The sequence below is a fragment of the Chryseomicrobium sp. FSL W7-1435 genome (assembly GCF_038595005.1).
Classification (GTDB): Bacteria; Bacillota; Bacilli; order Bacillales_A; family Planococcaceae; genus Chryseomicrobium.
In genome coordinates this window covers 808,430-828,817 of record NZ_CP151997.1, presented here as the reverse complement: position 1 = coordinate 828,817, position 20,388 = coordinate 808,430, and the positions used below count along the sequence as shown (strand labels likewise).

Annotated in this window: 17 protein-coding genes; 1 reads left to right on the top strand and 16 read right to left on the bottom strand. The window is 45.0% G+C overall.

The window, feature by feature from the left end; translation table 11 throughout:
- Positions 1–38 precede the first annotated feature (38 nt).
- A complete protein-coding gene (locus tag MKY84_RS04425; protein ID WP_342528052.1) occupies positions 39–896 on the bottom strand; it encodes a class II fructose-bisphosphate aldolase in 858 nt (285 codons plus the stop codon).
- A gap of 106 nt (positions 897–1,002) precedes the next feature.
- Complete coding sequence (locus MKY84_RS04420; RefSeq protein WP_342528051.1) at positions 1,003–1,365, bottom strand: response regulator; 363 nt, start codon at positions 1,363–1,365, stop codon at positions 1,003–1,005.
- 189 nt (positions 1,366–1,554) lie between these two features.
- On the opposite strand from MKY84_RS04420, the gene MKY84_RS04415 reads away from it, so the two are divergent.
- Complete coding sequence (locus tag MKY84_RS04415; RefSeq protein ID WP_342528049.1) at positions 1,555–2,079, top strand: DUF2529 family protein; 525 nt, start codon at positions 1,555–1,557, stop codon at positions 2,077–2,079.
- Positions 2,080–2,346: 267 nt separating this feature from the next.
- Here MKY84_RS04415 and MKY84_RS04410 read toward each other — a convergent pair whose 3' ends face one another.
- The 14 genes from MKY84_RS04410 to MKY84_RS04345 form a co-directional block, all read right to left on the bottom strand.
- Positions 2,347–3,954, bottom strand: a complete 1,608-nt coding sequence (locus MKY84_RS04410; RefSeq protein WP_342528047.1) for a CTP synthase — start codon at positions 3,952–3,954, stop codon at positions 2,347–2,349.
- Positions 3,955–4,125: 171 nt separating this feature from the next.
- On the bottom strand, positions 4,126–4,689 hold the full coding sequence (gene rpoE, locus MKY84_RS04405) for a DNA-directed RNA polymerase subunit delta (protein ID WP_342528046.1): 564 nt from the start codon (positions 4,687–4,689) through the stop codon (positions 4,126–4,128).
- Between the two features lie 68 nt (positions 4,690–4,757).
- Entirely contained in the window at positions 4,758–4,919 is a 162-nt protein-coding gene (locus MKY84_RS04400; protein ID WP_342528045.1) for a hypothetical protein, read from the bottom strand.
- A gap of 280 nt (positions 4,920–5,199) precedes the next feature.
- Positions 5,200–8,457: a fused isobutyryl-CoA mutase/GTPase IcmF gene (gene icmF / locus MKY84_RS04395; protein WP_342528850.1), complete on the bottom strand. Its 3,258-nt coding sequence runs from the start codon at positions 8,455–8,457 to the stop codon at positions 5,200–5,202.
- A gap of 9 nt (positions 8,458–8,466) precedes the next feature.
- Positions 8,467–9,108 carry a TetR/AcrR family transcriptional regulator gene (locus MKY84_RS04390; RefSeq protein WP_342528044.1) on the bottom strand — a complete coding sequence of 214 codons (642 nt, stop codon included), beginning with the start codon at positions 9,106–9,108 and terminating at the stop codon, positions 8,467–8,469.
- Entirely contained in the window at positions 9,109–10,248 is a 1,140-nt protein-coding gene (locus MKY84_RS04385; RefSeq protein ID WP_342528042.1) for an acyl-CoA dehydrogenase, read from the bottom strand. It lies immediately after the preceding gene.
- An 18-nt stretch (positions 10,249–10,266) separates the two neighbouring features.
- A complete protein-coding gene (locus MKY84_RS04380) occupies positions 10,267–11,403 on the bottom strand; it encodes an acyl-CoA dehydrogenase (RefSeq protein ID WP_342528041.1) in 1,137 nt (378 codons plus the stop codon).
- 12 nt (positions 11,404–11,415) lie between these two features.
- Positions 11,416–12,267, bottom strand: coding sequence for a 3-hydroxybutyryl-CoA dehydrogenase (locus MKY84_RS04375; protein ID WP_342528039.1), 852 nt, complete (start codon positions 12,265–12,267; stop codon positions 11,416–11,418).
- 23 nt (positions 12,268–12,290) lie between these two features.
- A complete protein-coding gene (locus MKY84_RS04370; protein WP_342528037.1) occupies positions 12,291–13,484 on the bottom strand; it encodes an acetyl-CoA C-acetyltransferase in 1,194 nt (397 codons plus the stop codon).
- Positions 13,485–13,648: 164 nt separating this feature from the next.
- Positions 13,649–15,808, bottom strand: coding sequence for a heterodisulfide reductase-related iron-sulfur binding cluster (locus MKY84_RS04365; RefSeq protein WP_342528035.1), 2,160 nt, complete (start codon positions 15,806–15,808; stop codon positions 13,649–13,651).
- A 513-nt stretch (positions 15,809–16,321) separates the two neighbouring features.
- Entirely contained in the window at positions 16,322–16,894 is a 573-nt protein-coding gene (locus tag MKY84_RS04360) for a cob(I)yrinic acid a,c-diamide adenosyltransferase (protein WP_342528034.1), read from the bottom strand.
- A gap of 3 nt (positions 16,895–16,897) precedes the next feature.
- Positions 16,898–18,361 (bottom strand): adenosylcobinamide amidohydrolase, encoded by a 1,464-nt coding sequence (locus MKY84_RS04355; protein WP_342528031.1) that lies wholly within the window; start codon positions 18,359–18,361, stop codon positions 16,898–16,900.
- Positions 18,362–19,357 carry an iron ABC transporter permease gene (locus MKY84_RS04350; protein ID WP_342528029.1) on the bottom strand — a complete coding sequence of 332 codons (996 nt, stop codon included), beginning with the start codon at positions 19,355–19,357 and terminating at the stop codon, positions 18,362–18,364. It abuts the gene before it with no gap.
- Positions 19,350–20,315, bottom strand: coding sequence for an ABC transporter substrate-binding protein (locus MKY84_RS04345; protein ID WP_342528027.1), 966 nt, complete (start codon positions 20,313–20,315; stop codon positions 19,350–19,352). Before MKY84_RS04345 ends, MKY84_RS04350 begins: the two co-directional genes overlap by 8 nt.
- Positions 20,316–20,388: the final 73 nt, after the last annotated feature.

Sequence of the window (20,388 nt, the reverse complement as noted above, 5' to 3'; positions counted from 1 at the left end):
TGGGAGAAGCAATAAACGCTTCTCCCGTTGATACAATATTACGCTTGGCCTGCGCTTCCAAACTCGCGCATTTTGCCTTTAACTGACGCTTTGATTGCGTCGCGCATTGGTGTTAAATATTTGCGTGGGTCATATTGTTCTGCATCGGAATTTAAGAAATCACGAACAGCTTTTGTCCCCGCGATTTGGTTTTCAGTGTTGACATTAATTTTTGCTGTCCCTAATGAGATGGCACGTTTAATGTCTTTTGTTGGGATCCCTGTTCCACCATGAAGTACAAGTGGTAGGTCCGCAAGTTTTGAGATTTCTTCCATTTCAGCGAAACCAAGATTTGGTTCCCCTTTGTATGGACCGTGTACAGAACCAAGTGCTGGTGCTAAGAAATCAATGTTCGTACGTTGAACTAATTCTTGGCATTCTTTAGGGTCTGCATAGATGACGCCATCAGCAATGATATCGTCTTCTTGCCCGCCGACAGTACCAAGCTCAGCTTCAACTGATACACCGTTAGCATGTGCATATTCTACAACTTTTGAAGTCGTTTCTACGTTTTCTTCGAATGGGTGGTGAGATGCATCGATCATAACAGACGTGAAGCCTGCATCGATTGCTTCTTTACATTTTTCGAAGCTAGAACCATGGTCCAAGTGAATTGCGACTGGAACTGTAGTACCGAAATCAGTCATTAAACCTTTGACCATATGTACCACGGTATTAAAGCCGCCCATGTAGCGTGCTGCACCTTCAGATACACCTAGGATGACTGGAGATTTTTCTTCTTCTGCTGCTTGCAGAATTGCTTGTGTATATTCAAGGTTGTTAATGTTAAATTGCCCAACTGCATAGCCCTCGCGTTTGCCTTTTTCAAGCATATCTTTCATTGATTCTAATGCCATGAATGGACCTCCTCTAAATGGTGATAGCCGTGAATTTGGTTGATCTGCTATCTATCCTTCAGTGTATCAAAAAAAGGCGTGGTTTTCCACACCTGCCCTTTTTGCTCTAAGAAGCTTTTAATTGTTCAATAACCGCACTGCGTACCTCAAAGATATCAAATGGCTTTATAAAGTAATGAGATGCCCCTAATTTCTTGGCTTCTTCGATTAAATTCAGCTCGCCATAAGCTGTCATCATCATGACAGGTATGTCTGGTTGCTGCTGTTTCATGCGTTTTAGGATTTCGATCCCGTTCATCCCTGGAATTTTCATGTCCAGTAATACCCCATCTACCGTGTTAGATTCAAATTTTTCAAGTGCTTCTGGTCCATTTGCAGCCACTGTTACGGTATACCCCGATTGTTCGAACACTTCTTGAAGCAACATACGAATACCCATTTGATCATCAACAATCAGCAAATGCGTCAACGGTCCCATCTCCTTTAGTATTCAGATTAATTTTCCCCTGTTAACAATTATGCTCTTAACAGGAAGAGATTTCAATAAGTTTCCTAATACAATTTTTCGACAAAATATGACGAAGTACCCGAATAGCTAGGCAGCAGTTGCGACGAAAAGCCTTCCTTCTGTATACTGTGACCTGAGGTGAAAGAACTTATGAAAATGTTAACAACACAAGTCTCTGGTCTCTTGCAGCGCATTGCGACAGGTCAGGAAGAAGCGATTGAAGAAACTGCACGTCTTCTGGCCCAAGCTGCTGTTGGCGAAGGCCGTATTTTTTTCGCCGCTTTTGGTGAAATGAAAGCAGTTTATACAAATGCCGAGGCTTCCGGCTTATTCCCTCGTCTGGTTGAATGGACGCCTGAGTCAACTGTGACGTCAGCTGATCGGGTTTGGATTTTGACGCCACAAGCTGACCAGGCGGAAGCCGTTGCTCTTGCAACACAGTTGAATGAAACTTTTATACCGTTTAGCGTCACGGCTCCTGAAAAAGCAAATGCGGAGAATGCCTTGAGTGAACTCGCCTACACGTATGTCGCTCTTGGTTTCACTAAAGGTTTGTTGCCTACTGATACGGGCGAACGCGTTGTGTTGCCTTATGCGTTAGCTGCCTTGTTTGTTTATGAGGCTGTTCTGATGGCTGTTCGGGAAATGACGTCTGGTGAGGACGAGTTAAGGTAACATTCTAATTGGGATGCACTTCCAAATGGTGCCTGTCCCAAAAACTATTCCAACACAATTCATAGTTATTCAATATCCAACGTATTGTTGCGGGTTTTTTTTGCATAAACCATGAATAATCATCAATTATTGAATTGTTTATGGGACAGGCACCTTTAAAATCGCTCAATTGACTTGAAATCTTGGAAGCCAGGAAACGCCGTTACTTCAAACCACAAAAAACCGGGTTCGCATGATCGCGAATCCGGTTTTTTAGTATGTGACTTATTAGTTTGCATCCCGCTTGTCAACAGACGCTCTGACAAATTCACGGAACAATGGCTGTGGACGCGTTGGGCGTGACACAAATTCCGGGTGGAACTGGGAAGCTAAGAAGAATGGATGATTTGGAAGCTCGATGATTTCGACAAGGCGACCATCTGGGCTAGTTCCTGAGAATACAAATCCTTCTTTTTCAAACAGTTCACGGAATTCATTATTGAATTCGTAACGGTGACGATGGCGTTCGTACACAAGATCTTCCCCATAAGCTTCACGCGCTTTTGACCCTGGAGTTAATTTACATGGATACAACCCAAGGCGCAGCGTACCACCTAAGTCTTCTACATCTTTTTGCTCTGGCAGCAAGTCGATGATTGCGTGTTTAGTTTCTGGATTTAATTCTGTTGAATGCGCGCCTTCTAAATGAAGGATTGAGCGTGCGAACTCTACTGTCGCAAGCTGCATTCCTAAGCAAATGCCAAGGAACGGCACTTTGTTTTCGCGTGCAAACTGAGTAGCCAAGATTTTCCCTTCGACTCCACGGTCTCCGAAACCACCTGGTACAAGGATTCCGTCCACATCTGAAAGCAACTCTTGGACATTGTCTGCATTGACGCGCTCAGCATTGATCCACTTGACTTCAATGTCTGAATCGAATGTGTAACCTGCATGTTTCAAGGCTTCCACTACAGAAATATACGCATCTGGTAATTCTACATATTTCCCGACTAGACCGATTTTGACTTTATTGGATAGTCCTTTTACAAGTGATACAAGATCTTTCCAATCACTCATGTCCGCCTCTTTGTTTACTAGTTTGAAGTGGTCCAGAACGATTTGATCTAAATGCTGTTCTTGCAAGTGAAGCGGAATTTCATACAACGATTCTGCATCTAACGCTTCGATAACTTCTTCCGGTTTGATGTCACAGAACAAAGCGATTTTGTCTTTCATTTCCTGAGGTACCGGCGCTTCTGAACGAACGACGATAACGTTTGGTTGGATACCAAGTGACCGTAATTCTTTTACGGAGTGTTGCGTTGGTTTTGTTTTCATTTCGCCCGCTGCGCTGATGTACGGCAGCAATGTCACGTGAATGTACATCACGTTGTCGCTACCCACGTCACGCTTCATTTGACGAATAGATTCTAGGAATGGCAGTGACTCGATGTCTCCTACAGTTCCTCCGATTTCTGTAATGACGATATCGGCATGTGTTTCACGAGCAGCTAAATAAAGACGCTCTTTAATTTCGTTTGTGATGTGTGGAATGACTTGAACCGTTCCACCATTGTAGTCTCCACGACGTTCTTTGCGAAGAACCGATGAGTAGACCTTACCTGTTGTGATGTTTGAGTATTTATTTAAGTTGATATCAATGAAGCGCTCATAGTGCCCAAGGTCTAGATCTGTTTCAGCACCATCGTCTGTTACGAAAACTTCCCCATGTTGATACGGACTCATAGTGCCTGGATCGATGTTGATGTATGGGTCAAATTTTTGGATGGTGATGCTCAACCCCCGATTTTTAAGAAGACGGCCAAGTGATGCGGCTGTGATCCCTTTGCCAAGTGATGATACAACGCCACCTGTTACGAAAATATACTTTGTCATGTGTAGTTCCTCCTGCATTTGAAATTGCCATAACCGTGGCTACTTATAAAAACAAAAAAGCGCCCTCCTGCTGCTTTGCAGAGGGAGCGCATTATGCACATTGGATGTTGTCTCTTTTTTGAGAGCCCAGTTAAATCTTATAGCGATTCAGAGTTGAAGTCAAGAATGAAATTAGATCTTAGCGTCTTCTTCATCTTCTTCGTCTTCCTCATCGTCCTCTTCGTCGTCGACTAAATCAAATTCTTCTTCGTCGTCGTCTTCGTCTTCGTCTTCGATCAGGTCTGGGTCGATGTCCTCGTCCACTGGAAGTAACACGACATCTTCTTCGTCGTCATCTTCATCGTCTTCGATTAATTCTTCTAGTTCTTCGTCTTCATCGTAAAGAAGTTCATCTTCGTCTTCGATGATGTCGTCTTCATCCGCCACTTTGGCTTTCTTTTTACGGACTTTTACAGTTGGCGCTGATTCTTCTTCAATCGTGTCTACCGGGTACCATTCACGAAGGCCCCACTGGTATTCAGATGTTGCTAAGAAGCGACCATCGATGTTCATGTCTGTGTAAAACTGTAGCTTTCTTTGTTCCATTTCTGCGTCTGTATATCCTGAAACGTCTTGGATTGCTTGGAAAAGATCTTGTAACTCCAAAGCCTCGCGACGGTCGGTTAATAGAGTGAAGGCTAAGTTGATTAGCGATTCTTCTTGTAATTGCTCTTTCGTCATCTCACGAAAATTCATTCGGTCAACGTCCTTTCTTTGTCCGTTTGCATACCTTTCATTGTACCCATTCTACGGAAATAATGCCACTATCTCTTTGTTCTTTTTTTCGATTTCAACAGATAAAGCCAAATTGCGAATAAAAATAAGGCAAGAATGAGCAGTGGAATGGAGCCGATTTGTTCATTGTAGACAAAGGCGGTCGTGAAAAGTAGTGCAAGTATGACGATCCAAATGATGAGTTGTTTCATGAGTGGCCTCCTTGGTCTGATAGAATTATCGTACTATTTTGACAGAGCGTACGCAAGACCTTTAAGGGGTCCCTGCCTTTAATAGTACCTGTGCACCACACTATTCACTACAATGTGCATAAATGAAGGAGCAACCCTGGCGTACCAAGGTTGCTCCTTCATATTTATAGAATTGTAGTGAATAATCTAAGTTGTTTGGTGCACAGGTACCTAAAAGGGAAGAACTTCCATCTCAACGAAATCAAGTTGCAGGCGTTAGAACGCCTTCCACATCTAAAAGTTACATATTCCGTCGGTACTGCCCGCCCACTTCATACAAAGCATGGGTGATTTGCCCAAGGCTAGCAACTTTAACAGTGGTCATCAGCTCTTCGAAGATATTGCCACCTGTTTTGGCGACGTCTTTTAGACGACTGAGTGCAGCCTCTGTTTTATCAGCATGCGTAGCTTGGAACGTAAGCAGATTACTGATTTGTGTTTCTTTTTCATCTTTCGATGCACGTGCGATTTCCATGTTGTCGATGTCGTCCTCAGTAGCCGGGTTCGGGTTGAGGTACGTGTTAACACCAATAATCGGCAATTCGCCAGTGTGTTTCTTCATTTCGTAATGCATCGACTCTTCTTGAATCTTTCCGCGCTGGTACTGTGTTTCCATAGCACCAAGTACTCCTCCGCGGTCATTCATGCGATCGAATTCTTGTAACACCATTTCTTCAACAAGGTCCGTCAGTTCTTCAACCACGAAAGCTCCTTGAAGTGGATTTTCATTTTTCGACAGACCGTGCTCTTTGGTGATGATCATTTGAATGGCCATCGCGCGGCGCACAGATTCTTCTGTCGGAGTCGTGATTGCCTCGTCATAGGCATTAGTGTGAAGAGAGTTACAGTTGTCTTGCAGTGCCATCAATGCTTGAAGCGTCGTGCGGATATCGTTGAAGTCGATTTCCTGCGCATGCAAGCTGCGTCCTGATGTTTGGACATGGTACTTCAGTTTTTGTGAACGTTCGTTAGCACCATATTTCTCGCGCATCGCGACTGCCCAGATGCGACGAGCTACGCGTCCGATTACAGTGTATTCAGGATCTAAACCGTTTGAGAAGAAGAACGATAGATTTGGTGCAAAATCATCGATGTTCATGCCTCGACTTAAATAGTATTCAACATACGTAAAGCCATTTGATAACGTGAACGCCAACTGAGAAATTGGGTTCGCACCCGCTTCTGCAATATGGTAGCCCGAAATCGATACAGAGTAATAGTTGCGTACTTTGTGGTCGATGAAGTACTGCTGAATATCGCCCATCATGCGAAGTGCAAACTCAGTCGAGAAGATACATGTATTTTGACCTTGGTCTTCTTTCAAAATATCTGCTTGAACTGTCCCACGAACCACTTGAAGAGTAGCTTCACGAACCTCTGTGAATTCTTCAACTGTCAGTGTTCGTCCGAGTTCCTCTTCCCGCTTCTTAACTTGTTGATCAATGGCTGTATTCATAAACATCGCTAGAATGATAGGAGCTGGGCCATTGATTGTCATCGAAACAGACGTCGATGGTGCACAAAGATCAAACCCGTCATACAGTTTTTTCATGTCTTCTAATGTACAGATGCTAACGCCAGATTCTCCGACTTTTCCGTAAATGTCTGGTCGGTGATCCGGGTCTTCCCCGTATAAAGTCACGGAATCAAATGCCGTGGATAAACGCTTAGCTGTATCGTCTTTTGATAGATAGTGGAAGCGGCGATTCGTACGTTCTGGAGTTCCTTCACCCGCGAATTGACGTTTCGGGTCTTCTCCTTCACGTTTGAACGGGAACACACCCGCTGTATAAGGGAATGAACCTGGAACGTTTTCAGCGTATGTCCAGCGTAAGATTTCACCATAATCTTTAAATTTAGGTAACGCTACTTTTGGAATTTTTAGTCCAGATAAGCTCTCTGTACGAAGAATTGTACGGATTTCTTTATCCCGTACTTTTGTGACAAACTCGTCTCCTGAGTAAGCTTCTTTCAAGGCTTCCCAGTTCTCCAAAATGCGCTTAGATTCTGCAGAAAGCTCATTTTTTACGCCTTCTATCAAGGATTCAAGTGAATTAGTAAAGGCTTCTTCCCCACCTGCTTCTTGAACTGCCGTAAGAGCTCCTTCTAACTGGAACAAACGACGTGCAAAGTCCACCTGTTGCTGCGACTTAGCGTGGTATCCGCGCACCGTGTCCGTCAACTCACGTAAGTAATAGCGGCGGTCGTTTGGAATAATAACGTTCTGTTTTTGTGTTTTAGCAAATTCTTCGTACGAAGTCGCCCACTCTGAACCTGTTTTTTCATTAATCGTAGCCAGCAATGCAGCAAACAAAGAATTCGTCCCTTTGTCATTGAACTGACTTGCGATTGTTCCGTAAACAGGCATCTTATCTAAATTATCATGCCATAGTTCACGACTGCGCTGGTACTGCTTCTGTACTTGACGTAGCGCATCTTCAGAGCCCTTACGCTCAAACTTGTTGATCACAATCAGATCTGCGAAATCGATCATATCGATTTTTTCAAGTTGCGAAGGTGCCCCAAATTCACTCGTCATCACGTACATAGAAAGGTCAGAAATTGTCGTGATTTCTGCGTCTCCTTGGCCAATTCCACTCGTTTCTACAATAATTAAATCATAGCCTGCTGCTTTTACAACATCGAGTACATCTTTAATAGCACCAGACAGTTCTGTTCGAGAACCACGAGTGGCTAAAGAACGCATAAACACACGCTTGTTAAAGATGGCATTCATACGAATACGATCTCCTAGTAACGCGCCTCCCGTTTTTTGCTTTGTCGGATCAATCGATAGAATGGCTACGCGCTTGTCAGGAAGCTCGGATAAGAAGCGACGAATCAATTCATCTGTCAACGAGCTTTTCCCAGCGCCACCTGTACCTGTGATACCAAGAACTGGCGTACCTTTAGACTTGCCTTGTGCAGCTTCAATCAATTGTTTCGCTTCATCAGACCCTGTGAGAGTAGCTTCTTCTGCGATTGTGATAAGACGTGCCAGTGTCTCCGGCGTTTCGACAGTGACCTTTTCTAACTGAGCTAGCGCACCTTCTGCTGGCGTCGCTTCGTCACACTCTTCAATCATGCGGTTGATCATCCCTTGGAGACCGAGCTTGCGCCCATCCTCAGGTGAGAAGATGCCACTGATTCCGTAAGCGTGCAGTTCCTTGATTTCTTTTGGTAGGATAACCCCGCCACCACCGCCGTATATACGGATATGCGGTGCGCCTTTTTCAGCAAGCAGGTCCTTCATATATTTGAAATACTCAACGTGTCCACCCTGGTAAGACGAAATCGCAATTCCTTGCGCATCCTCTTGGATAGCTGCATTGACGACTTCTTCGACCGAACGGTTATGTCCTAAATGAATCACTTCTACGCCACTTGCTTGTAGAATGCGGCGCATGATGTTAATCGATGCATCATGACCATCAAACAAACTTGAGGCCGTGACAAAACGGACAGGATTGGTCGGACGGTAAACTTCTACTTGTGCCACTTGTACCACTTACAGTTCCCCCTTTGCTTTTGCTCCCAGACCCCGCAGGATAAACGCTACCTGTAAGTCTGTAAATTCGTCGATAGAATACGTTTTATGCAATGCCCAGCGGCGATACGCCCACATCTGGCCTTGTGTAAAAATGGAGTGTGCGTATAAATCGATCTCTCGCTCGTTTAGTGACAGTGCCCCTGACTTCACACAACTCTGAAGAATCCCACGGAAAATCGCGGTCATCTCTTCTTCTTTTTGGAGCACGTAAGAAAGAGCTTCTTTTGGAAGCGACTTTGTCTCTTGATACATGACAACGAACTCATCTTGCATGTCATTGATGACGCTATAGTAATAGCGAATCGCCGAAACAAGTTCATCCAATGTGCCATTTTTGGCTCCAACGGATTCAATCCGTTCAAATACTTCATCATAAATGCTGTCACAGACAAGGTAGAGTACGTCTTCCTTCGTGCGAATGTATTCATAGAGCGTGCCTATGCTAAATCCGGCTTCTTTGGCAATTTCACGCGTGGTGGTGCGGTGAAAGCCCTTCTCTTTGAAGAGCTTGACGCCCGCACCAATCATTTGTCGACGGCGCTTTGTAATCAACTGTTCGTCTTTAACAGACGTTTTGACTAGGTGCTTGCCCTCTGTCATTTATTTTGTCAGGTTACGCGAGATCACGAGACGTTGGATCTCTTGCGTACCTTCATAGATTTGTGTAATTTTCGCATCACGCATGAAACGTTCAACCGGGTAGTCTTTCGTGTAGCCGTAACCGCCGAAGACTTGAACAGCTTCTGTTGAAACTTTCATAGCCGTGTCGCCAGCCATTAATTTCGCCATTGCTGATGCTTGACCGTATGGTAAGTTATTCGACTCGAGCCAAGCTGCTTGGTACGTCAATAGACGGGAAGCTTCAGTAGCTGTCGCCATATCTGCCAATTTGAAAGAAATTCCTTGGTTAGCCGAGATTGGCTTTCCAAATTGTACACGTTCTTTTGCGTAGTTCACAGAAGCGTCGAGAGCACCTTGTGCAATCCCCACAGCTTGCGCGGCAATCCCGTTACGTCCGCCATCAAGTGTTTTCATAGCGATGATGAAACCTTGGCCTTCTTCGCCAAGCAAGTTTTCTTTTGGAACGCGGCAATTGTCGAAAATAACTTCTGTTGTGGGTGAAGAACGAATGCCTAGTTTCTTTTCTTTCTTTCCTACGGAGAAGCCTGGTGTGCTAGCCTCAACGATGAATGCAGAAGTCCCTTTGTGTTTTGATTCTGGATCGGTTACTGCGAACACGATGTAAATGTCTGCAATTCCGCCATTGGTGATGAAGATTTTCGAACCGTTGATCACGTAGTCATCGCCATCTAATTTAGCAGTTGTTTTCATCCCACCAGCATCCGAACCAGAGTTCGGCTCCGTTAGGCAATACGCTCCGATTTGTGAGCCTTCTGCCATTGGACGAAGGAATTTTTGTTTTTGCTCTTCTGTACCGAACTTGAATACTGGCCATCCAGCTAAAGAGGTATGTGCAGAAAGTGTTACGCCTGTTGAAGCACAAACACGTGATAGTTCTTCTACTGCGATTACGTATGCTAAGTAATCTGAACCGATTCCACCGTACTCTTCTGGCCATGGAATACCTGTTAAACCCAGTTCCGCCATTTTATCGAATAGGGCACGGTCAAAGCTTTCGTTCTCGTCACGCTCTGCTGCTGTTGGTGCTACTTCTTTCTCTGCAAAGTCACGTACCATTTTGCGAATCATTTCATGTTCTTCAGATAGTTGAAAGTTCATTTTTAGTTCCCGCCTTTTTTAGTTTGTAAGATGTTTGCTAATTACGAGGCGCTGAATTTCAGACGTCCCTTCGTAAATTTCTGTAATTTTCGAATCGCGGAACAAGCGCTCCACGGGATATTCTTCTGTGTAGCCATAGCCACCAAATACTTGGACAGCGTCGATTGCAACGTCTACGGCTGTTTTAGAAGCAAAGAGTTTAGCCATCGAGGCTTCTTGCCCACATGGTTTCCCTAGTTGACGCAAGTTCGCCGCATTGTACACTAGTAAACGAGAAGCTTCGACCGCTGTTGCCATGTCAGCAAGCTTGAAGCCGATCCCTTGATTAGCGACAATCGGTTTGCCAAATTGTTTGCGCTCTTTTGAATAAGCCACAGCTTCATCAAGTGCTGCTTCTGCAATCCCCAGTGCTTGTGCCGCAATTCCAATACGCCCGACATCCAGGTTGGCCATGGCAATTTTAAAGCCTTCGCCTTCATTGCCAAGTAAGTTTTCTGAAGGAACACGCATGTCTTCGAACGTTAGCTCGACTGTTCGAGAGCCATGAAGACCCATTTTGTGTTCATCTTTTCCTACGATAAAGCCCGGAGTGTCTTTTTCCACAATAAATGCCGAAATTCCACGAGAGCCTTTTTCAGCATCTGAATTGGCAAATACGATGTAGACATCTGCCTCTCCACCATTTGTAATGAACACTTTCGAGCCGTTCAGTACATAGTGATCGTCTTTTTTCACAGCACGTGTTTTCAATGAGCCCGCGTCACTACCAGCAGCTGGTTCTGTTAGACAGAACGCTCCTAGGTATTTACCGCTTGCAAGCTTTGGTACGTATTTTTGTTTTTGTTCTTCTGTTCCAAAGTAAAGAATGGGATTTGTTCCAACAGAAGTGTGGACAGACAAGATGACACCAACTGTTGCAGACACTTTAGACAGTTCATGGATAGCAATGATGTAACTCATGAAATCCATTTCTGCGCCGCCGTATTGTTCCGGAATCGTGATGCCCATAAGACCCAGTTCGCCCATCTCTTTCAAGATGTCACGTGGAAACTCACCAGCTTCCATATTTTCAACAAATGGCGCGATTTTTTCTTTCGCAAATTCGCGTACCATGTTACGCATCATATTTTGTTCTTCTGTAAATCGTAATTCCATAGCAAGCGCTCCTTATTCGTAGACGTAGAATCCTCGACCAGATTTCTTGCCGAGCCAGCCCGCCTTCACATATTTGCGAAGTAATGGACATGGGCGGTATTTGCTGTCGCCGAAACCGTCGTGCAGTATTTCCATGATGTAGAGACAAGTATCAAGACCGATAAAGTCTGCCAGTTGCAGAGGTCCCATCGGGTGGTTCATTCCAAGCTTCATCACGTCATCGATCGCTTCTTTCGTAGCTACCCCTTCATACAACGTATAGATGGCTTCGTTAATCATTGGCATCAAGATACGGTTGGAAACGAATCCTGGGAAGTCGGTCACTTCAACAGGCACTTTGTTTAATTTTTTCGTCATCTCTTCAATTTCTGTGTACACTTCATTTGAAGTAGCAAGTCCACGAATGATTTCTACCAATTTCATCACAGGTACTGGGTTCATAAAATGCATCCCAATCACTTGCTCTGGTCTATTCGTAGCAGCTGCAATCTCTGTAATCGGAAGAGAGGATGTATTGGTTGCTAAGATGGCGTGTTTTGGTGTGATTTCATCTAACTGTTTGAAGATTTGTTGCTTGATCTCCATGTTTTCAACGGCTGCTTCTATCACGATGTCAACGTCATGTGCGTCGTTGATGTCTAAAGATTTAGTGATGCGTCCAAGGATGGCTGTTTTTTCTTCTTCTGTCTTGCGTCCTTTTTCCACGTCACGAGCCAAGTTTTTCGTAATCCCTGCTAAGCCATGCTCGAAAAATTCTGCTGCACGATCATTTAACTTCACGTCAAAACCTGCTTGTGCACATACTTGTGCGATTCCTGATCCCATCTGACCTGCGCCAATGACGAGTACTTTTTGAATTGCCATGTTTTTATCCGCCTCTCTTCGGTTTAGTGTTTAGGTACTTCTACTAAAATGGCATCCCCTTGACCGCCGCCTGAACAGATCGCTGCGATTCCAAGTCCTCCGCCTCGTTTTTGAAGTTCTACTGCAAGTGTGTAGACGACGCGTGCACCCGATGCCCCGATTGGATGCCCAAGAGCTACTGCGCCACCGTTGACGTTTACTTTGTCTGCATCTAGCCCTGCAATTTGATTGCTGACAAGTGCAACCGCTGCAAAAGCTTCATTAATTTCAATCAAGTCGATGTCATCGATTGATTTGTTGTATTTTTCAAGAAGTGTGTTGATCACAAGTCCTGGTGTTTGTGGGAACTCTTCTGGTGCCACTCCAACTTCAGCATGCCCCACAATATATCCCAGTGGTGTGATGCCAAGCTCTTGTGCTTTTTGTTCAGAAGCCAACACGACTGCACAGGCACCGTCATTGACACCTGGTGCGTTGCCCGCTGTGATTGTCCCGTCTTTTCCGAATGCCGGCTTTAAGTTTGCAAGTACTTCTGCCGTAGTGCCTTGTCGTGGAGCTTCGTCTGTAGCAACAGTGACTGGCTCGCCTTTTCGTTGAGGAATCTCAATTGGTGTAATCTCTTCTTCAAAACGACCCGCTTGGATAGCTTTTAATGCAAGGTCGTGTGAGCGCGCTGCCCATTTGTCTTGCTCTTCACGACTGATTGTAAATTTCTCTGCTGTTGAGTTGCCGTAAGTACCCATGTGAACATTTTTTGGATGGAATGCACAGGATAAACCGTCATACACCATACCATCTATAACTTGCGCATTTCCCATGCGGAAGCCTTCTCTTGCTTTCGGCAAGTAATACGGTGCGTTGGACATGGACTCCATGCCGCCGGCCACGATGATGTGCTCTTCTCCCAAACGAATAAGCTGGTCACCTAATGAGATGCTGCGCATACCAGATGCACAGACTTTGTTAATCGTTTCCGTTTTCACACTCCATGGAATACCTGCCTTTGAAGCTGCTTGACGTGAAGGAATCTGACCTTGTCCCGCTTGCAGAACAGTTCCCATAATTACTTCGTCTACTTGCTCGGGTTGAACGTTTGCACGTTGAAGTGCTGCCGCAATAGCATGGCCACCTAGATCTGATGCCGAAAGTGAACTTAGTGCTCCACCGAATTTGCCAAATGCTGTACGTGCTCCTGCTAGGATAACTGTTTTTGTCATTGTAGAGTCTCCCTTGTGTTTAGTAGTTTGAAATCGCTTACATAAGAAGAAAAAAAATATAGGCTATCGAGCGCTCGCTCAGTTATCTTCCGTAAAAAGGGAGTGCATACAACACTCCCTCTAGTTACGTTCAGTTTAACGAATTATCTGATCAATTGCAATACTTAGTGCAGCACCGGCTCAACTTCTTCTTCAGTCGCAGGCGGTTGCATTTCTCCAAACACAGCAAGCTCTAAAAGCTCTGCCACATCGTACGTACCAACCGTTTCTTCGACTTCTTTTGCCTTCGTACCATCTGAAAGCATCGTTAAGCAGTATGGACATCCAGATGAGATGACGGAAGGATTCACGGCAAGCGCTTGTTCTGTGCGCGCTACGTTCACACGATTTCCTACATGCTCTTCCATCCACATCATACCTCCACCGGCTCCACAACACATACCTGATTCACGGTTACGTTCCATCTCGACAAGCTTGACGCCTGGAATCGATTTTAGAATTTCACGTGGCGGATCATAGACATCGTTGTAACGCCCTAAATAACAGGAATCATGGAAAGTAATTGTTTCGTTGACAGCGTGAGTTGGTTTCAAACGGCCTTGATTCACTAAGTCATACAGCATTTCTGTGTGGTGAAGAACTTCTCCAGACCAGCCGAAATCACTGTATTCATTTTTGAAAATATTGTAGGCATGAGGATCAATCGTAACGATCTTCGTGACGCCTGCTTTTTCGAATTCTTTAATGTTGGCTTGTGCAAGCTCTTGGAACAAGAATTCATTTCCGAGACGACGTGGTGTGTCTCCTGAGTTCTTTTCTTTATTTCCAAGAATGGCGAATTTAACGCCCGCTTCATTCATTAAGTTCGCAAATGACAACGCTATTTTTTGAGAGCGACTATCAAACGAGCCCATCGCACCGACCCAGAACAAGTACTCAAAGCCTTCGCCTGATTTGTCTGCTTCTTTTACTGTCGGAATAGCGATATCTGGACGAGCATCGCGCCAGTTTTCTTTCTCTTTACGGTTCAAGCCCCAAGGATTTCCTTGCTTTTCGATGTTCGTCATCGCGCGTTGGGCATCCTTGTCCATGCGGCCTTCTGTCATAACAAGGTAACGACGAAGGTCGATGATTTTGTCAACGTGTTCGTTCATAACTGGACATTGGTCTTCACAGTTACGACAAGTCGTACAAGCCCAGATTTCTTCTTCCGTAATTACATCACCAATTAGTGAAGGGCTGTAAATATCGCCGATGATGGCGCCCTCTGCTCCAGCAGCCAAAGCTAGCTGATTGCCTTTTGTGCCGCTGAACGCCATTGCTGGTACCCATGGTTTTTGTTGTGTCTCGACTGCACCTGTAAATGTCAGGTGATCACGAAGTTTAGTGATCAAGTCCATTGGTGAGAGCATCTTGCCTGTTCCCGAAGCTGGACACATATTTGTACAGCGACCACACTCTACACATGCGTAGAAGTCAATCATCTGTGCCTGTGTAAAGTCTTGGATGCGACCAACACCAAATGATGGCATTTCTTCTTCTGCTTCCGGATTCTCTTCGTCTTCTTCTATATCAAAATTGATTGGACGTAGACGGCCCACGTTGTCTAAACGGTGGTAATAGACGTTTGCTGGCCCTGTGATTAAGTGGAAGTGCTTGGATTGTGGTACATAGACTAAGAATGTTAATAGGAATAGTAGATGCGCCCACCACATGATATAGAAAATCACTGCGGCTGCAGTTGGTCCAATAAAGCTGAACGCAGCACCGATTGCTGAGGCTACTGGCTCTGTCCATGTCCCCGTATGGTCGTGCCAGATTAAGTTCATTCCGTTTCCGATCAATACCGAAACCATTAGGCCTCCGATAAAGATTAGGACTAAACCACTCTTCCATCCACGTTTTAAGCGTGTTAACTTTTCTACATAGCGGCGATAGAATGCCCAGACGACTGCTACTAAAATAACGAGTGTTACGATTTCAGTAAAGAAGGTAAACGCAGGATACAAAGGCCCTAGTGGCAAGTGTGAATCCGGTTTCAAACCTTTCCAAATAAAATCAATTGCCCCTAGTTGTACAAGTAAAAATCCGTAGAAGAACATGACGTGGATTGTTCCACTTTTCTTATCCTTCAATAATTTTTTCTGTCCAAATACATACACCCAAATCTTGCGCAAACGCTCTTTTACGTTGTCTTCAAACTCTACTTTTTTACCGAGTTGAATAAATTGATAACGGGTTTTGAGCAAGTACGCGAACAAGTAAATGGCATAGCCAGTTACAGCGATGAATAGAACCCAGTTTGCGATTAGTAACGGACTCAATTTCTTCTCCCCCTCTAGGATGAAATTCGATCTTACTTGTAAGCATAACAACGCTATTCGAAGAAAGAAAGTATTAGTTTTAGTATAAAAATGAATGAGCGTTCAGTCAAGCTTTTTTGGTGAGGTTTAGGGATTGGTGTTTGTTTGGGGCGAATTTTCTATTTGGGATGTACTTCCAAATAGTGCCTGTCCCACAAAATATTCCAATACAATTTATATTTATTCAACACTTAACGTAGGATTGAAGGTTTTTCTTGCATAAACCATGAATAGTCATCAATTTCTGAATAGTTCCTGGGACAGGCACCTCAGCCGAAAGTGCTGTTCTTTCGGCTGACGTGGGGAGGCTCGTAGAAACTCCCCTTGGAAATGGTGTTCTGGGTGGAGGGATTTCAAATTCCACGTAGATTAATTTCACTAATCTTCCTTTGGAAATAGCGTTCTAGCAGCAGGATTATTAATAAAAAAAAAATCCCCCATCCAGCATTTGCTGAACGGGAGAATCACATAGCTCTATTCTTTTTCAGTGTGAAACACTTTCGCACCGCGAATGTATTCCACATCGCGAACATTTGAACGCGCGTTGACGACACGGGCTGCTGCGAACAAATAGTCGGACAAGCGGTTTAAATACTTTTGAACAATGACTGGCACATCGTCTTGCTCTTTCATCAAGCTCACCATCTGGCGCTCTGCTCGACGAGCGACAGTGCGGGCAATGTGAAGCGTGGCAGCCGCTGGAGTTCCACCTGGTAAAATGAAGCGTTCTAAAGCGGGACCTTCTTCCATCAGTACATCAATTCGTGTTTCTAAAACTGCAATAGGTTCATCTGTTAGTTTGTAATGACGCGTTTTTGTCACTACTGCCAGATCGCCTCCACAATCAAACAGTTCATGCTGGATAGCTTCGAGGTCTTGTAGGATATCTTTAAAAATCGACGGGTCTAACTCAGTGACGGCTTTTCCGATGAAAGAGTTGGCTTCATCGATGGTTCCGTAAGTTTCTATGCGCAGGTCATCTTTATCAGCGCGCGCGCCGATCAGACTTGTTTGTCCTTTATCCCCTGTTTTCGTGTAAATTTTCATGTGTTAGTCCTCCCCTTGTGACTGTCTGTAGTAGCGAATCGCTTGGCGTGTACATTCAACGACACCTTTTCCAATCAATTTTCCGAGCTCAGTTACAGGTCCTCCGTAGGGAAGATCCGCTCCTTGCTGGGTGGCAGCAACGACTAGACTGTCTGTTGGCGTTCCTGTTGCAAGCGTCTGTGTACGCTTGTCGAGAACTTGTTCTTCTGCAAGTGCTTTTGTTTTGGCTTCAGTCGCTGTCATCATGGCTTCAATAAAGGCTTCGTCCGACAAATTCCCATTGACGAGGATCCATGTATTGATTGTACCAATCGCTGGTAGAGACTGCACTTCATGTGCCCGTGACACGTCAAGTGCGTTCCCGATACCTGCCGTGACCAGGATAACGATACTGCCAAAGGAGGCGGTGTACTCCTGAATCACTGCACCTTTTACATTAACGGCCGTTAATTGCATAACAGTTTCCGTAGGAATCCAACTTCGTTCTCGAGCGAATTGCTTTACCTCCTCCTCAACATTGTTGACGTTGTAGGTTGGGGAGACTTGTCGGTTAACAATGGTCCGGTACCATCCGAATCCTGGATTGAGAACAGCCGATGAGACGACGCGCATTGGTCGTTCATTATGTAGCACTACAGCATCGTCTAGCACTGAGATGTCTTTCGCTGTGACATGGAAAATCGTATCCTTTGTGTCATGTGGCAAGAGGGTCATTTGGGGCTTTGGTTCGACTGGGTGCGCCGCCACATCAAGCCGCGTCTCATAAACACTTTCAAGAGTCGCTTTTTCCACGACTTCATGAGGTTCTCCGTAGGCAGAAACACGCCCTTTTTCTAGTAGGAGCAGATGGTCGCAATAAAGGGAAGCTAAGTTGATATCATGAAAGACACTGACGACAGCTGTCTGATGCGTCTGCACATGACTTTTTAATGTATCCAATAACTGCTTTTGATGCGCAATATCTAGATGATTCGTCGGCTCATCAAGAAGCAATAAGTCGGCTTGTTGCGCTAGGGCTTGTGCAACAAACACGCGCTGCTGTTCCCCACCAGAAAGTGTGGTGATTTCTTGTTGTGCAAACGGGATGACTTGCGTAATTTGCATGGCTTGCATAACCGCTTCTTCATCCTCTGTTTTCCAACTTGAAAACAAGCCTTGTTGATGCGGATAACGTCCTAACGAAACAGCTTCTTTCACAGTCATGCCAAAGCTTTGCGGAGGTAATTGTGGAAGTACGGCCATCTTGCGAGCTAATTCTTTAGATTTATAGTTACTCATGGCCCTGTCATCAATATAGACTTCCCCAGCGGAAGCAGTTAAAAGGCCACTGACCAATTTTAACAGCGTTGATTTACCGCTCCCATTCGGTCCAAGAATCCCTAAAATCTGTCCTGGTTTAACTGTAAACGATACATCCTTTACAACCGGGTGCGAATAGCCTCCTGTCATGTGTTCGACTCGTAACATCTACTTCACACCCTTTCGACGTTGACGGAAGAAAATCCACGCAAAGACAGGTGCCCCGATGAATGCTGTCATGACCCCAATCGGCAACTCTGTTGGCTCAATGATTGTGCGGGCGACAAGGTCACATAAAATGAGCAGAGTCGCACCATTGATCATGCTAAGTGGCAAGACGTGACGGTTGTCAGCGCCAAACAACTGACGTACCATGTGGGGCACAACAAGTCCGACAAAACCAATCGTTCCAGAAACAGCTACTGCTGCACCAGTCAGCATCGAGCCTGCGATCAACACTTCCTTTTTTACCCGTGACACGTTGACACCCAAGTGATGTGCGCGGTCTTCGCCTAATTGTAAGGCATTTAAATCACGTACTCGAACGAGTAACCATATGCCTGCAATGGCGACAAATGGCACAATCATTTGAACATGGGTCCACGTCCGAAGCGCCACACTCCCCAGTAACCAACCGATAATCTGACGCAGTTCTTCCCCTGTCAGGGCAATCATCAAAGATATCATGGCGCCGAAAAACGAACTTGCAATAATCCCTGTTAGAATAATGGTTTCCATGCGAAGTGAGCGATCAATCATGCGTGCGAATGAGATAACAAGTACTAGCGTCGTAATGGCCCCCACCATGCTAAGTAGAGGCAATGTGTACATCCCAATGACCGGTAAAGAAAGGCCAAAGAAGATGGTCGCCACAGCTCCGACTGACGCTCCCGACGAGACCCCCAGTGTGTAGGGATCTGCAAGAGGGTTCTTGAGTAAAGCTTGAAATGCTGCACCTGCAACTGCTAGAGCTGCACCTACAAGCGCTGCTAAGAAGACGCGAGGCATACGAATGTTCCAGACGATGGTGGTGGCAGTTGCATCCTCACTCCCTCCCCACAGCGTATCTAACGGAATACTGACGGCACCAATTGAGATACCTAGCCAGATAGAGGCGAGTAACAGCAAAACGGATACAATCCACCCGAATGGGCGTTTAGTCATTCATAACTTCCGGATAAACAGCTTTTGCAAGCTCTTCTAAAGCAAGCGCAAGACGGGGTCCCGGACGAGTCGTGATGTCTTCATTGACTTGGATGACAGCATCTTGCTGAACTGCTGTGATTTGGTCAAAGCCTGGACGTGTTTTCACAGCGTCCACCGCGTTTTCAATATAGTTATATGTTAATAAAATGACATCAGGATTGCGTGACACGATTTCTTCTGAGTTCATCATCAGCCAGCCTTCTTGATCTGCGACAACGTTTTCAGCGTTGATTCGGTCCAATAGTTCTTGCATAAGTGTTCCTTGGCCAGCTGTATAGATTTCCGGATCACCTGATGATTCGATGAACACGGTTTTTTGCTGTTCAACATCTTCAAGTTTTGTTGCGATTGCATCGACTTGTGCTTGCATGTCTTCTACAATTGTCGTCGCTTGTTCTGAAGCACCTGTGACTTCTCCAATAGCTTCAATCGTTTCATACGTCTCGTCAAAACTCATCGCATTGCCTACGACAAAGATTGGCACACCTGCATCTTGCAAAGGCTGCAGCCCAGCTTCTGCTGTTGACCAGCTAGATTCATGAGCTAAGATCAAATCTGGTTGCAGTGCTGTCATCTTTTCAATATTAAATTCGAACGCACCGATTTTTTCTTTCGTAGCTGCCGCTTCTGGGTAGTTGTCATAATCTGTAACTCCCACAACTTCTTCTTCAAATCCTAATGCAAAGAGGATTTCTGTATTACTTGGAATCATCGAGATAATAGCATCTGGCGCCTCTTCGAGTGTCACTTCATTGCCGACTGCGTCTGTGACAGTCAATGGAAACGCGACTTCTTCTGTCTCAGCTTGTTGTTGTGATTCTTGTGGTGCCGTTTCTTGTGGTGCTGTTTCTTGCTGCTCAGTGCAGGCTGTTAGTACCAATGTTGCTGCTAAAAGTGAACCCATCCATTTTTTCATCGTTTTTCCCCATTTCTGTGTATGTAAAAAACCCGCCTTCCACTACAGGAAGACGGGTAAAAATAGGTATAAG